The sequence below is a fragment of the Wolbachia endosymbiont of Wuchereria bancrofti genome, from assembly GCF_002204235.2.
Lineage (GTDB): Bacteria > Pseudomonadota > Alphaproteobacteria > Rickettsiales > Anaplasmataceae > Wolbachia.
In genome coordinates this window covers 1-14,408 of sequence record NZ_NJBR02000028.1, presented here as the reverse complement: position 1 = coordinate 14,408, position 14,408 = coordinate 1, and the positions used below count along the sequence as shown (strand labels likewise).

At 35.6% G+C, this 14,408-nt stretch carries 13 protein-coding genes and 2 rRNA genes; 9 read left to right on the top strand and 6 right to left on the bottom strand.

What is annotated here, in order from left to right; all coding sequences use genetic code 11:
- Positions 1 to 427: 427 nt before the first annotated feature.
- The 3 genes from CCY16_RS06045 to ruvC are packed head-to-tail and all read left to right on the top strand — an operon-like array spanning position 428 to position 1,961.
- Entirely contained in the window at positions 428 to 604 is a 177-nt protein-coding gene (locus CCY16_RS06045; RefSeq protein WP_245800713.1) for a hypothetical protein, read from the top strand.
- A gap of 49 nt (positions 605 to 653) precedes the next feature.
- Positions 654 to 1,472, top strand: a complete 819-nt coding sequence (locus tag CCY16_RS01905; protein WP_088414542.1) for a cytochrome c oxidase subunit 3 — start codon at positions 654 to 656, stop codon at positions 1,470 to 1,472.
- Positions 1,473 to 1,961, top strand: a complete 489-nt coding sequence (ruvC, locus tag CCY16_RS01900) for a crossover junction endodeoxyribonuclease RuvC (protein ID WP_088414540.1) — start codon at positions 1,473 to 1,475, stop codon at positions 1,959 to 1,961.
- Between the two features lie 46 nt (positions 1,962 to 2,007).
- Here the strand turns inward: ruvC and ruvX are convergent, their stop codons facing one another.
- The 3 genes from ruvX to CCY16_RS01885 are packed head-to-tail and all read right to left on the bottom strand — an operon-like array spanning position 2,008 to position 5,387.
- Entirely contained in the window at positions 2,008 to 2,475 is a 468-nt protein-coding gene (gene ruvX, locus CCY16_RS01895) for a Holliday junction resolvase RuvX (protein ID WP_088414539.1), read from the bottom strand.
- A complete protein-coding gene (locus CCY16_RS01890) occupies positions 2,476 to 4,260 on the bottom strand; it encodes a ribonucleoside-diphosphate reductase subunit alpha (protein WP_088414537.1) in 1,785 nt (594 codons plus the stop codon).
- 59 nt (positions 4,261 to 4,319) lie between these two features.
- The gene (locus CCY16_RS01885; RefSeq protein ID WP_088414535.1) at positions 4,320 to 5,387 is read right to left on the bottom strand and encodes a methyltransferase; all 1,068 of its coding nucleotides are present in this window, start codon (positions 5,385 to 5,387) and stop codon (positions 4,320 to 4,322) included.
- Between the two features lie 345 nt (positions 5,388 to 5,732).
- Between CCY16_RS01885 and CCY16_RS01880 the strand changes: the two genes are divergently transcribed.
- Together CCY16_RS01880 and rrf are read left to right on the top strand one after the other, a co-directional pair.
- A 23S ribosomal RNA gene (locus tag CCY16_RS01880) occupies positions 5,733 to 8,522 on the top strand.
- A gap of 65 nt (positions 8,523 to 8,587) precedes the next feature.
- Positions 8,588 to 8,694: ribosomal RNA gene (gene rrf / locus CCY16_RS01875) — 5S ribosomal RNA — on the top strand.
- Positions 8,695 to 8,770: 76 nt separating this feature from the next.
- Here rrf and CCY16_RS01870 read toward each other — a convergent pair.
- The 3 genes from CCY16_RS01870 to rpmH all read right to left on the bottom strand — a co-directional run bounded on the left by CCY16_RS01870 (position 8,771) and on the right by rpmH (position 9,622).
- Positions 8,771 to 9,049 (bottom strand): hypothetical protein, encoded by a 279-nt coding sequence (locus tag CCY16_RS01870; RefSeq protein WP_088414533.1) that lies wholly within the window; start codon positions 9,047 to 9,049, stop codon positions 8,771 to 8,773.
- A gap of 86 nt (positions 9,050 to 9,135) precedes the next feature.
- Positions 9,136 to 9,495, bottom strand: coding sequence for a ribonuclease P protein component (gene rnpA / locus CCY16_RS01865; RefSeq protein WP_143696896.1), 360 nt, complete (start codon positions 9,493 to 9,495; stop codon positions 9,136 to 9,138).
- Entirely contained in the window at positions 9,488 to 9,622 is a 135-nt protein-coding gene (rpmH, locus tag CCY16_RS01860; protein ID WP_011256888.1) for a 50S ribosomal protein L34, read from the bottom strand. The genes rnpA and rpmH overlap by 8 nt, the downstream gene beginning before the upstream one ends.
- Positions 9,623 to 9,748: 126 nt before the next feature.
- On the opposite strand from rpmH, the gene pstC reads away from it, so the two are divergent.
- The 4 genes from pstC (at position 9,749) to fsa (ending at position 14,137) form a co-directional block, all read left to right on the top strand.
- Positions 9,749 to 10,846, top strand: coding sequence for a phosphate ABC transporter permease subunit PstC (gene pstC, locus CCY16_RS01855; RefSeq protein WP_179946024.1), 1,098 nt, complete (start codon positions 9,749 to 9,751; stop codon positions 10,844 to 10,846).
- A 107-nt stretch (positions 10,847 to 10,953) separates the two neighbouring features.
- Complete coding sequence (gene atpD / locus CCY16_RS01850; protein ID WP_088414577.1) at positions 10,954 to 12,396, top strand: F0F1 ATP synthase subunit beta; 1,443 nt, start codon at positions 10,954 to 10,956, stop codon at positions 12,394 to 12,396.
- 5 nt (positions 12,397 to 12,401) lie between these two features.
- On the top strand, positions 12,402 to 12,737 hold the full coding sequence (locus CCY16_RS01845) for a F0F1 ATP synthase subunit epsilon (RefSeq protein ID WP_088414531.1): 336 nt from the start codon (positions 12,402 to 12,404) through the stop codon (positions 12,735 to 12,737).
- Positions 12,738 to 13,492: 755 nt separating this feature from the next.
- Positions 13,493 to 14,137 carry a fructose-6-phosphate aldolase gene (gene fsa / locus CCY16_RS01835; RefSeq protein WP_088414527.1) on the top strand — a complete coding sequence of 215 codons (645 nt, stop codon included), beginning with the start codon at positions 13,493 to 13,495 and terminating at the stop codon, positions 14,135 to 14,137.
- The last annotated feature ends 271 nt before the right edge of the window (positions 14,138 to 14,408 follow it).

Sequence of the window (14,408 nt, the reverse complement as noted above, 5' to 3'; positions counted from 1 at the left end):
AATACAGATCATCCTTTTAATGTTGGGCTGATGAATAATATTTTAAACATAGAGAGTTTTAAGTTCTGTATTCAATAGGATGCATTATTTTTAGGTGATTATGTTCTTACCATATTAATTATCGCATTTAGGATAGAAAGCTATGATACATAGTCCTGCTTGCTAGGATAGCACAGTGGTCAATAGCTGCTAACAGGTTTCTATGTAGTCCTGTTTTGCTATATATAGTATAAAGAGTAAGAAAAATCTTCTGTATGTTTCGAATTTACCAATTTTCTTTTATCTATCTCATATAGTAATGCCTATGAAACTATAACAGTTTTATATTCTTGTATGTTTGTATGTAAGACTGTCATTGATAGTATGAAAGGTGAATTCAGGAAAAATAACAGATAAAAGACTGGTTTGTTTTTGTAGCAGTAATTTAATGGCATATGAATGCACTGCTTTAGAGAATATTGTTGATGAATATTGCAAAAAGGTAGGAGGAAATGAGAGGAGCAGAATACTTGAGTTATTTAGGGTAAGTGCAAAATTTAAATTAAACTTTTGGGACAGCACATATAGTTTTCCAAAATTAGATCAAGTTTCTAAGAAATGTTGACAATTTTAATCTAATTTGTATGCTTAATACATGTTTTTGAAGATGGTGTATGAAAAGTAAAGAACATGATTTTCATTTAGTGGATTCAAGTCCTTGGCCAATTGCCATGTCAGCGGCAATTCTTATTCTTGTGTTTGGATTAGTTGGCACGCTCCATAAACAGGTTTCTGGGATATTTGGCTTAATTTTAGGAACCTCTGCAGTATCAGGGGTGTTGTTTTATTGGTGGAGAGATGTAGTGAAAGAAGCCACTTATGATAAGTGCCATACTGCAATTGTCAAGCATGGACTCAAGTTTGCAATGTACTTATTTATCCTTTCAGAAGTTGTATTTTTTATAGTGTTCTTTTGTTCGTTCTTTAAAGCCTGGCTTGATCCGGTTTTTTTATTTGAAACGTTTTCTCCTACGAAAAGAGTTAAATGGCCTCCTGAGGGAATTTTACTGCCTGATCCATGGTCGCTACCATTCATGAATACATTAGTATTATTGCTCTCTGGTACAACTATTACCTGGGCACATCACTCTTTATTTAAAGATGATAAAAGAAGCATGATTAAAATGCTGTACATAACTATATTACTTGGAGTGTTTTTTGTAATAGTACAGGCAATAGAGTATCATGAAACGAGTTTCTCTTTACAAGAAGCAGGAATCTATGCATCCAATTTTTATATGATTACCGGTTTTCACTGTGCGCACGTTATAATAGGAATAATATTCTTGTCAGTGTGTTTATTCAGAGCGCGGAAAGATCAACTTACACCTCAGGATCATTTATGCTTTGAATTCGCTTCTTGGTATTGGCACTTTGTAGATATAGTCTGGATATTTTTGTTTGTATTTGTTTATTGGCTAAGTGTTTTTTAAGTGATGAGAATAATAGGTCTCGATCCGGGAATGAGTAAAACCGGGTGGGCTATTATTGATCTGGATGAAAGAAGCAATATCGAATTTCTAGGAAGTGGCACTATATCAACTGGTAATAAGCTCGGTATGGGTGAACGCTTGCATGTAATTTTTGAACAATTAAAGAAGGTAATTTCTCTGTATTCTCCGAGTGAAGCTGCGATAGAAAAAATTTTTGTTAATAAGAATCCAAAATCTTCGCTAACTTTAGGATATGCGAGAGGGATTGTAATTTTAGCATTAGAAATAACAGAGTTAACTATGAGTGAATATGATACAAACTATGTAAAAAAAAGCATCACCGGAAATGGCCATGCTGATAAGGATCAGGTTATATTCATGGTGAAACAGATAATTAAAAATTTAAATATAAAATGTCACCATGCTGCTGATGCTCTCGCTGTAGCGATTTGTCACGTTTATACAAAAAGTTCTTATTTTGTCAGGTAGTTTTATTATTCAATTGTGCGTTTTAAATTCAACAGCTCAAGAAAAACTATTTAATTACATTTATCTTATCTAACGTCCGTTGTAAAATAATACATGCGGAAATTTTATCATCTATTCTTTTTGATTTTGTGGTTGATACTCCGGTAATCTTTAGTGTATGAGCTGCGGTAGACGTTGACAAGCTTTCATCTTGTAAGTATGTACTTACCTTACATTTTTTTATCATTTTGTTTGCGAATTTGATTATGGTTTTACACCATTCACTTTTTTGTCCATCTATTTCCAGTGGTAACCCGATTACTATTGATCCAGCTTCATTTTCTTTGAATCTTCTGTTTAGATAACCTAAATCTTTGCTTATATTTTTTCTGTAGTATACGCTATGTGCTGTAGCTATGAGCTGAGTTTTATCACTGAACGCTATGCCTATTTGCTTCTCTCCCATGTCAAGACACATTATGCATTTGTCTTTTGGAATAGACTTTAGAAATTCATAAGGATCTCTATATAGCATCTATTGGCATGACAAACATTCACCATAATCAATATCTGTTCTTTGCTGGAACATTTCACTTGTTTTGAATATGTCATGAGAAACTTTGTCAGCTCTCTGCATTGACTGTGATCGACAATAGTATAAACTCTTTAAACCTTTTTTCCAAGCGAGCATGTGTATTTTGTGCAAGTAACGTTTATGTACATTAGCAGGTAAAAACAAGTTTACTGATTGAGATTGACAAATATATGGGGTTCTATCACTTGCGTGTTCTATAATCCATCTTTGATCAAGTTCATATGCTGTTTTAAATGTTAATTTTTCATGCTTGTTAAGGAAATCTAAGTGCTGCACAGAACCTTCATTTGTCGAAATCGAAGACCATATTTTATCATTGTTTTGATTTTTTTCTGCTAATAGTTTTTGCAAGAATTTATTTCGCACTACAAATGAACCTGTTAGTGTCTTTTGTGTAAATACGTTTGCTGCATATGGTTCGATTCCAGGGGAAGTATTACCTGCAATAATAGAAATTGAGGCAGTTGGGGCGATAGCAAGTTTATGTGTAAATCTTTCCATTAGATTGATTTCTTTAGCATCAAGACATGCTCCCTTTTCTTCTGCTAATTTTTTAGAGACCATATCTGCTTGCTTGCGTAAATACTTAAATATTTTTTTATTCCACTGTTGTGCTGTTACTGACTCGAAAGGAACCATTTTACTTTGCAAAAATGAGTGAAAGCCCATCACACCAAGACCAATACTACGCTCTCTCATTGCAGAATACTTTGCTCGCTGTATTTCGTCTGGTGCTTTGTTTATAAAGTCTTCTAGTACGTTATCAAGAAAACGCATTATATCTTCTACGAAGAGTTCATTGTATCTCCATTCTTTATAGTATTCAAGATTTATTGATGATAGACAACACACAGCAGTACGCAGTTTGTTTAAGTGGTCGTAGCCTGTAGTTAAAGTAATTTCACTGCACAGGTTTGACATTTTGATATCTAAATTGAGTCTTTTGTAAGACTCTGGCTTATTGTTATTTATTGCATCGAGAAAGATAATGTAAGGTTCTCCAGTCTCAATTCTCGCTGTTAGTGTTTTAATCCATATATCACGTGCTTTGACGGTTGAGATAACTTTGTTGTTATAAGGGCTGATTAAATTCCATTCTAGATCGCTTTCAACAGCTTGCATGAATCTGTCATCTACTATCACAGCATGGTGTATATTTAATGCTTTGCGATTTGGATCTCCTCCTGTTGGCTTGCGTATATCCAGAAACTCTTCTATTTCTGGATGGGATACAGGAAGATAAACTGCTGAGCTTCCTCTTCTTAAGGACCCTTGACTAATTGCAAGTGTTAGAGCATTTTGCACCACAATAAATGGTACGATTCCTGATGTTTTACCACTGCCTTTTACACTTTCGCCAATTGAACGTAAATTTCCCCAGTAACTGCCTATTCCTCCTCCACGTGCGGCGAGCCAAACGTTTTCGTTCCATAAATCGACTATTCCCTGCAGACTGTCTTCGGTTTCATTAAGAAAGCAAGAGATAGGCAATCCTCTGTTAGTGCCACCATTGCTAAGTATTGGTGTTGAAGGCATGAACCACAAGTTGCTCATGTAATCATAAAGACGCTGTGCATGCTCTTTGTTATCAGAATAGTAGTTGGCAATGCGTATGAAGAGATCTTGATAACTTTCATTTTCTATTAAGTACCTGTCTGATAGAACTGCTTTCCCAAAATCGGTCAATTTGCCATTTTTTTCATGATTAATAATAATATTATTCATAAATTCCTCTTTGTTTTATCGTACATAGACACTGTTTTAGGCAATAGTAATGCTTTAAGTTAGGCTTTTCGGTTTTTTTGTGGATGCTGTAATGCAAATAAGATACCATCAATCTGACTTCCATATATTTTACAATAACTCATATAGCTTATTTGCATATTTATTTCTTTTGCAACATGTTGAACATAACTTTCTGAGTGACGAAAGTAATCTCCTTTATTTACGAAGTCAATACCTTTACCTTCCTTTCTTCTTATTAAACATATAATTGCCCCTTTTTTACTCGTAGATTTTTTTGCTAATTCCAGTTCTGCTTTAAAATCATGTAAATAATGTAGCACTTCAGCGAAAATAATGACATCATATAGGTGGTTTCTCTCTTGTTTAAGGAACTCTGTCATTTCCATATGTATTAATTCATTATAAACAGGTTTACCCTTTATAAAGCATCCTCTAGCAATATTTAGCATTCTGTTTGAAATGTCAATTCCTGTTATGTAATTTCCAGTATTGTGTATTTTTAAGAAATGACCGCATATTCCAGTTCCACAACCAAGATCAAGTATGTTGAGTTCAGAAGTGGAATCGTTAAGAATTTTTGTAATTACCGTGTGTACGAGTTCATGACCTCTATATTGTTTAGCGATTAACCAATGCTCGACAAAATGTTCGCCAGTGTAATCAAAATATTGTTTTATGATATTTTTAGGCAATTTTATAATAGGTGCTGGATTTATCATTTTTTTTATGTAATAAGACGCTTCTTCGTAATTGCTGTCTAGTTTTAGTGTCTTTGTTAAATAAGTGTAAGCTTTACTGGTATTTCCCATTGCAAAATGACACCTCCCGATATTGTACCAAATTATAGGTAAATTGGAATAAAACATGCCGATTAACCAAAATCGTAATTTTGCATCTGAGATGTTACCTTTATAGAAGTGATATAGACCGATTTCAATATTAGTGCTTAATAGATTTTTGGGTTTTTCAAAAAATGCTGTTGTTTCCTTATGGAGAGCGTTATATTTATTTACAGCGAATTGTTTAGCCTTCTTAAGGTTAAACATACCGATTAACTTACAAATAAAATTTAAAATAATACTTACGAAGGATAAGTTCCTTTTCATACCTTAAAAATACCCTTAATGTTCACTATCATTTTTGAGCAGAATCGATTTTTAAAGCATTTTATATTACAAAATATTTTTTTCATTAATTTCCATTGTATATAATTCTGCTTTATCACTTACTTAGGTTAAAAATTTTACCTACTTAGGATTACAGTATATTATCCTTGCCAACGTAAGTAAATATTTTGTATAAAAAAGCGTTGACATATTATTTATTGGTTTCTAATATGTAAGAAGTTAATTTAGTTTTTAGATGTTTGACAAGTTTTATGGTAGAGATTAATTTAATCTCAGTTCAATTTCAATAATATTTAACTCTGCATATTCTGCATATAGTCGAGTAAATAAATTATTAAGAGCACTTGATGGATGCCTTGGCGTCAAGAGGCGATGAAGGACGTGGCAGGCTGCGATAAGCTGCGGGGAATTGTCAACAGGTTTTGATCCGCAGATTTCCGAATGGGAAAACCCAACTAGTTAAGCTAGTTATTACATGTTAGATTAATATGTAAAGCGAACTTGGTGAACTGAAATATCTAAGTAGCCAAAGGAAAAGAAATCAACCGAGATTCTGTTAGTAGTGACGAGCGAAAGCGGGAAAGGCTAGTGGTTTAAGAATAAGAATTAGAATACTCTGGAAAGAGTAACCATAGAAGGTGATAGTCCTGTATAAGTAGAAAGTTTTTAAATCCTTGAGTAGAGCGGGACACGTGAAATCCTGTTTGAATATGGGGGGACCATCCTCCAAGCCTAAATACTCCTTGACGACCGATAGTGAACAAGTACCGTGAGGGAAAGGTGAAAAGAACCCCGGGAGGGGAGTGAAATAGAATCTGAAATCGAGTGCTTACAAACAGTTGGAGCTTTATGTTTTTACTATGGGAGCGATCTTGTAGCTAATTTACATTAGAGTGACAGCGTACCTTTTGCATAATGGGTCAGCGAGTTAATCTATGAAGCAAGCTTAAGCCGTTAGGTATAGGCATAGCGAAAGCGAGTCTGAATATGGCGTTTTAGTTTTATGGATTAGACCCGAAACCAAGTGATCTAGTCATGACCAGATTGAAGGTGTGGTAAAACACACTGGAGGATCGAACCAGTTAATGTTGCAACATTATTGGATGAGTTGTGACTAGGGGTGAAAGGCCAATCAAACTTGGAAATAGCTGGTTCTCCGCGAAATCTATTTAGGTAGAGCGTTGTATGTATGTTATTGGGGGTAGAGCACTTGATAGACTAGGGGGCTCACTGTCTTACCAAATCTAACTAAACTCCGAATACCAATAATTGATTATACAGCAGACACACTGCGGGTGCTAAGTCCGTGGTGGAAAGGGAAACAGCCCAGATTACTATCTAAGGTCCCAAAATTACAGCTAAGTGGGGAAGGAAGTAGAAAAACCATTACAGCTAGGAGGTTGGCTTGGAAGCAGCTATCCTTTAAAGAAAGCGTAACAGCTCACTTGTCTAAATAAGTTTTTCTGCGCTGAAAATGTACCGGGGCTAAAGCTGTATACCGAAGATGTGGGTACTTATTGATTGCAGTTAATAAGTGCGGTAGCGGAGCGTTCTGTAAATCTGTGAAGGCGGTTTGTAAAAACTGCTGGAGATATCAGAAGTGAGAATGCTGACATAAGTAGCGTAAAAGAGTGTGAAAAACACTCTCACCAAAAATCTAAGGGTTCCTACGTTAAGTTAATCTGCGTAGGGTTAGTCGGTTCCTAAGGCAAGTCCGTAAAGGAGTAGTCGATGGCAATCAGGTTAATATTCCTGAACCTCTTAAGTGTGACGGGTTTTGTATTTGTATAGGTCTTATTGGATTGACCTATGCTTAAAAGAAGCTCCAGGAAATAGCACTTATATTTATGAGGCCGTACCGTAAACCGACACTGGTGGATGAGTAGAGTATACTAAGGTGTTGAAAGAATGATGTTGAAGGAACTCGGCAAATTGTACCTGTAACTTCGGAAGAAGGGTAACCTGCTTTTAGGCAACTATAAGTAGGTGGCACAGAATAGGGAGTAGTGACTGTTTACTAAAAACACAGGGCTCTGCAAACACGTAAGTGGAAGTATAGGGTCTGACGCCTGCCCGGTGCTGGAAGGTTAATAAGAGGGGTGTAAGCTCTAAATTGAAGCCCCAGTAAACGGCGGCCGTAACACTGACGGTCCTAAGGTAGCGAAATTCCTTGTCGGGTAAGTTCCGACCCGCACGAATGGCGTAACAATTTCTCCACTGTCTCCAACATCAATTCAGCGAAATTGAATTCCCCGTGCAGATGCGGGGTACCCGCGGTTAGACGAAGAGACCCCGTGCACCTTTACTATAGCTTTACATTGCTATTAAAAATGTGATGTGCAGAATAGGTGGGAGACTTTGAAGTTATGGCGCTAGCTATAATGGAGTCAACCTTGAGATACCACCCTTTACACTTTTGATACCTAACTATGTTTCATTATCTGGAACTAGGACATTGTATGGTGGGTAGTTTGACTGGGGCGGTCGCCTCCTAAAAAGTAACGGAGGCGTGCGAAGGTAAGCTAGAGCTGGTCGGAAATCAGCTTGATAGTATAATGGCATAAGCTTGCCTGACTGCGAGGCTGACAAGCCAAGCAGAGACGAAAGTCGGTCATAGTGATCCGGTGATTCTGTATGGAAGGGTCATCGCTCAACGGATAAAAGGTACGCCGGGGATAACAGGCTGATGGTGTTCAAGAGTTCATATCGACGACACCGTTTGGCACCTCGATGTCGACTCATCACATCCTGGGGCTGAAGAAGGTCCCAAGGGTTCGGCTGTTCGCCGATTAAAGTGATACGTGAGTTGGGTTTAGAACGTCGTGAGACAGTTCGGTTTCTATCTGCCGTGGGTGAAGGAAATTTGAGAAGATCTGACTCTAGTACGAGAGGACCGAGATGGATATACCTCTGGTGTACCAGCTGTTATGCCAATAGCATTGCTGGGTAGCTATGTATAGGTGGGATAATTGCTGAAAGCATATAAGCAAGAAACCCTCTTCAAAAAGATTTCCCAATTAAGGCCGTGGAAGACTACCACGTTGATAGGCTAGGTGTGGAAGCATGGTAATGTGTGGAGCTAACTAGTACTAATAGCCTGATTGATTTATTTGTTTTCTATATGTGTATATGCAGTGTTAAATATTAAGTAAGTTTATTGAATTAGAGGTTTTTGTTAACTTGGTGGTTTTAGCAAAAATGAAACACCCGATCCCATCTCGAATTCGGAAGTGAAACTTTTTAGCGCTGATGGTACTTGAAAAGGGAGAGTAGGTCGCTGCCAAGTTTATAAAAATTTCTTTATTAATTAAGTGATAAACGTATTTTTATTTTAATTCCCTTGTTTTTTTAATTTCTGCTTTTTAGCAAAGTTGCCTGCCTTTTCTTATATTTCCTTGATTGTTTTTTATTATATTATCTAGCTTTGTTCCTACTTCTTCTTTATATAATTGGTTTTCTTTTAAAAGAGAATAACTGATTTCTAATAACACTACATTACTTTCTGCCTCTAATAATTTTTGTTGCTTGAATGCTGCCTTCCAATCTATCCATGTTCCTTTCCCATTTTCTTTAGAAGGAAATAAAGGTCCATACATCTCACTAAAGTTTGTATCACTTGCCTCTTTTATGTGCGCCATCATTCACCACACCTATTAATCAATTTTAAAAATTTTACCTATGTTATCATAAATAATATAGTTGTAAATACCTTAATTGAGATTTTTTCTTATTTTATTTTTTTTAAGCAAATGGTTATATCTTGCCATAAGTTTTTATAACTTGCTTGCATAATATTTTTATGAGTTAATATTATGTAGTAGTATCCTATATTACTTATATCTAAAATGCTAGTTCTAGCAAGCGCTCGTAATCGTCTTTTGATTTTGTTTCTTTTTGTTGTTTTTCCGGCTTTTTTACTAATAACAATGCCTACCCTGATTATGTCAACATACTTTTCAGGCGCTCTCTCTTTTATGGCATATAATGATATATAAAGCCCACGGTAAAAAAGATTATCAAGTGCTAGTTTGTTTTTAAAGGCAAGTGAAAAATCTTTTTTTTTATGCTTGATAACTTGATTATGCACATAATTTTTTACACCCTAATGAACGACGCCTATTGAGGATTTTTCTTCCAGCTCTTGTTGCCATACGCGAACGAAAGCCGTGCCTACGTTTTCTTATCAAATTTTTTGGTTGAAATGTTCTTTTCATTGTTTTTATAAATATAATTAGCTATTTTAAATAGTTTTACTTTATTGTCAAATGATGGTTGCATTATATGTATTGAATGCTCTTAAAAATTGTATTCTCGTAAAATAAGATTCGATATGTGAGCAGATGAATTCATTGACAATAATCCTTTTCATACCTGTACTACTGGTTCTTTTATTTTCCTTCAGTAAGTTTCAGCGGATAGACAAGGTTAAATTTTATTTATGCCTTAGTTGTATATGGATGTTAACTTGGTCGTTAATACTCTGTGACGATTACTTTATAACTTCTGTTTCTATAGCATTCCTTTTTTTCATGTTTGCTTTTATTTTTAAGAGTAGAAGAAGTAAGTTAATCAAATTTTCATTATTTGTGGCTCTAGCCATATCGTTTTTTATCACTTTATTTATAATGCTATCTATTCTTACTCAATCTATTGAATTTTTTAAAAAGGTATCTATTTCAGAATTCTTGTTTTGCTTAAAATGGGGCCACAGTGTAGTAGCTATCAATGAAGAAAAGGTAGGGTGTTTCGGTATAACTCCGCTTTTGGTTGGTACATTAGTTATAACTATTGTAGCAATGCTAGTTGCTGTTCCGCTAGGTTTATTTTCTGCAATATATATTAGTGAATATGCGAGTGAGAAAGTACGTTACATTGTTAATACAACGTTGCAAGTTTTGTCTGCTATTCCTACGGTTGTATATGGATATTTCTCGGTTGTATTTTTATCTTCCTTTGTAAAGCAGATAGCAAGTTTTTTTGGTTTAAATATACACTCAGAAAGTGCCTTAGTTGCTGGTTTATCGATAGGGATAATGATTCTACCTTTTATTATTTCTTTATTAGAGGATGCGATTAGGTCTGTGCCAAAAAGCTTACGTTATGGCTTTATGGCGTTGGGGGCGACTCCAGCAGAAACTATATGGCACATAACAATACCTTATGCAATGCCTACAATTTTAAGTGCAATTTTATTATCGATTTCAAGAGTAATAGGCGAAACAATGATAGTACTGATGGCTGTGGGAATCAACTCAAATTTGACTTTCAATCCTCTTAATTCAGTTACTACCATTACTGTACAAATCGCCACATTACTTACCGGGGATCAGGATTTCAATAGCATACAAACTCTTGCTGCTTATGCGCTTAGTTTAGTACTATTTATTATTACTTGGTTATTAAATGCTTTTGCATTGTTTATAATAAAGCGTAATTAGCAAATGTTGTTGCAAAATTTCTATTTATAATATAAGATTTATTTTCTTCAGAGTTCTTTAGGGGCTTTTTTGTTAAATTATAGTTGTTAGGTGATAAAAGTAAAGGAATGAATGTAGGTAGAACGGTTAAGATAACTCAAGCAGTTGTTGATTTAAAATTTGAGGGCGAACTACCTAGAATATTTAATGCTTTAAAGAGCAAACTAGAATATAGAGGCAAGGAGCTAATTTTAGAGGTTTCGCAGCATATAGGTGACAATATAGTCCGTTGTATTGCTATGGATAGCACAAATGGTGTATCAAGAAATGACGAGTTTGTTGATACAGGTGCACCAATATCAGTTCCGGTTGGGCGTTCAACTTTAGGAAGGATTTTTAATGTTGTTGGAGAGGTTATAGATGAATGTGGCCCACTGAAAGGAAAGTATGATTTAGAATCTATACACAGAGTGCCTCCAAGTTTTACTGAACAGAAAATACAGGAGGAAGTTTTAGTTACGGGAATAAAAGTTATAGATCTTCTTGCGCCTTACCTTAAAGGAGGAAAAATTGGCTTGTTTGGTGGAGCTGGTGTCGGTAAAACAGTTCTAATAATGGAGTTGATTAATAATATAGCAAAAGCTCATAAAGGATTTTCTGTGTTTGCTGGGGTAGGGGAGAGAACGCGTGAGGGTAATGACCTTTATCACGAGATGATCACTTCAAATGTAATAAATGTCAATGAACACGAAAAATCTCAAGCTGTTTTGGTTTATGGTCAGATGAATGAACCTCCCGGAGCAAGGGCTAGAGTTGCTTTGACAGCACTAACTATGGCAGAGTATTTTCGTGATCATGAAAACCAAGATGTTCTATTTTTTGTGGACAATATCTTCCGTTTTACACAAGCTGGTTCGGAAATTTCTGCTTTGCTTGGAAGAATACCTTCAGCTGTTGGTTATCAGCCAACCCTTGCAACAGATATGGGTGCAATGCAGGAGAGAATAGCTTCGACTACTTCAGGCTCTATTACTTCTGTACAAGCTATATATGTTCCTGCAGATGATCTAACTGATCCGGCTCCAGCAACTACATTCTCTCACCTTGATTCAACCACAGTATTGTCAAGACAAATAGCTGAAATGGGGATATATCCTGCTGTTGATCCACTTGATTCAACGTCTCAATCTTTGTCTGCTGAAATTGTTGGTGAAGAGCATTATAAGGTAACTTCTGAGGTAAAACGTATATTGCAAACTTATAAATCATTGCAAGATATTATTGCCATACTTGGTATGGATGAACTGTCTGATGAGGATAAAATTACTGTTGATAGAGCTCGTAAAATTCAGAAGTTTTTTTCTCAACCTTTTCATGTTGCGGAAGTATTTACTGGTATGCCTGGTAAATTTGTTTCACTTTCTGATACTGTTTCCAGTTTTAAGGGGATTGTTGAAGGCGAGTATGACCACTTACCAGAAGCTGCATTTTATATGGTAGGGAATATAGATGAAGCGATAAAAAAGGCTGAATTAATCGAGGATGAAACTAAAGTTGGAGCTAAAAGTTAAGAGTTATGAAAGTACAATTTTTCTCTCCTGATGATCAGATTTCATTCAAAAGGGTAGTTTCTCTTTCAGTAAATGGGCTCGAAGGGAAGCTGGTGATTTTAGCTCACCATTCTCCTTACTTAATTTATTTATTACCTAGTGTAATTACTGTTAAAGCTGTTATCCAGAAGGAGAAGAAGGTTGTGATTGATAATGGAATATTGGAAGTTGCAGGTAATAGTTGTAACATTATGACAAATCAAGTTCAGATTTTTGATCATGTGATTCATGATGAAGAGCTACTTAAAAATAAGAGAATTAGTATGTATTTAAGTTATCTTAATGGTAAGTTTCTTTCTTAGCTATTTTAAGCAAAAAGTCGATTATCATTCAAGTAGCTGTAAGGTTTTTGCTCATGGTCCTCTTTTTTTGTTATCCCAGTGCCCAGACACACAACTGTATGAACACTGTGGTTTGAGTTTACCAGGAGGGTGTTATCTCGGCGCTCCTTCCTTATTATTCAAGTGTATGGCACTAGGATTTAGGAAAAAGAATGATGTCATCCCAGTACCCAGACATACAACTGTACAAGCATTGCGATTTAGACCTACCAAGGGGATATTATCCCAGTGCTCCTTCCTTGTTATCCAAGTGTATAACACTAAGATCCAGCTTTCCATGCAGTCTCATCAAAAATATTTATTTCAAGTAAAGCCAGCTTGCTTTTATGATTATCGACTCGGTGTGCTTACTTACAACCAGCATTCCTGGATCTTAGTGTCAAGCACTGGGGTAATACCAGTATTTGATATCTTGTATTTGCCCTACTACAACATAAAAAGTTTGTACAGCTGCGTGTCCAAGCACTGGCATGAAATCATCTTGGTAGGGGTTGCTCTCAAAATACAATGTTTGTACGGTTATGTGTTAAGCTACTTGGATAACATCTTTCTTCTTGGTACAAATTACCCTTACTTGATATTTGTACAGTTATGCTTGAGTGACATCAGCAAATTGGTGTCTTATTCTACCATGACTGAGGAAGTTCGTACGGTTATAAGTCAAGCAGTAGGATGGCAAGATTCTACAGGGATATTTTTTTTCGTGGAAGGTTAATATGAAAATTTTTCTTGATAGCGTTGATTTAAATGAAATTGAAGAACTGAAAGAGTTTATTGATGGTATAACAACCAATCCTTCTTTAATAGCAAAATCTGGGCGTGAAGATAAATACGAGGATTTAATAAGTGAAATATGCTCTATTATAACGGGGCCTGTTAGTGTTGAAGTTGTTGCAAATAATCATGAAGATATGGTTAAAGAAGGCCTTAAGTTAACAAAAATCGCTAGTAATATTGTAGTAAAATTGCCTCTTACATATGAAGGATTAATTTCTTGTAAAAAGTTGTGGACAGAATATAAAATACCTGCTAATATAACACTATGTTTTTCTCCTGGACAAGCACTGCTTGCCGCTAAGGCCGGTGCTTGTTTTATTTCTCCCTTTGTTGGTCGCCTTGATGATATAAGCTATGATGGCTTGTTGCTAATAGAAGATATATGCACTATATATTCTAATTATAGCTTTGATACTAAAATTCTCGTTGCGTCGGTAAGGAGTCCAACACATGTAATAGAAGCTGCAAGGCTTGGTGCTAATTCAATTACTGTGCCAGCAAAAGTGCTTAGACAATTACTTAACCATCCACTTACCGACCAGGGGCTTGCAATATTTGAAAAAGACTGGAGTACAAAACAATAAACAATCAAAGGAATTTGCTAAGTGAGAAAAGGCAAAAAACATATTAACCTAAAGCATATGAAGCTTTGCTATTTCACAATCTAATGTTAAAAATCATAGGTATACTAGTTAGCTTTTTGACTTAAGAATGAAAGTCAAGTGTCAGATGTTATGCTGCTACTGTTACTATGAAAAACCTTTTCACACGTGAAGTTGGCAACATGCCCTTATTACCATAAGGGCGATAAGCTACACAGCGTAGAGAACCATAAAGCTATAGGCATCTGAGATT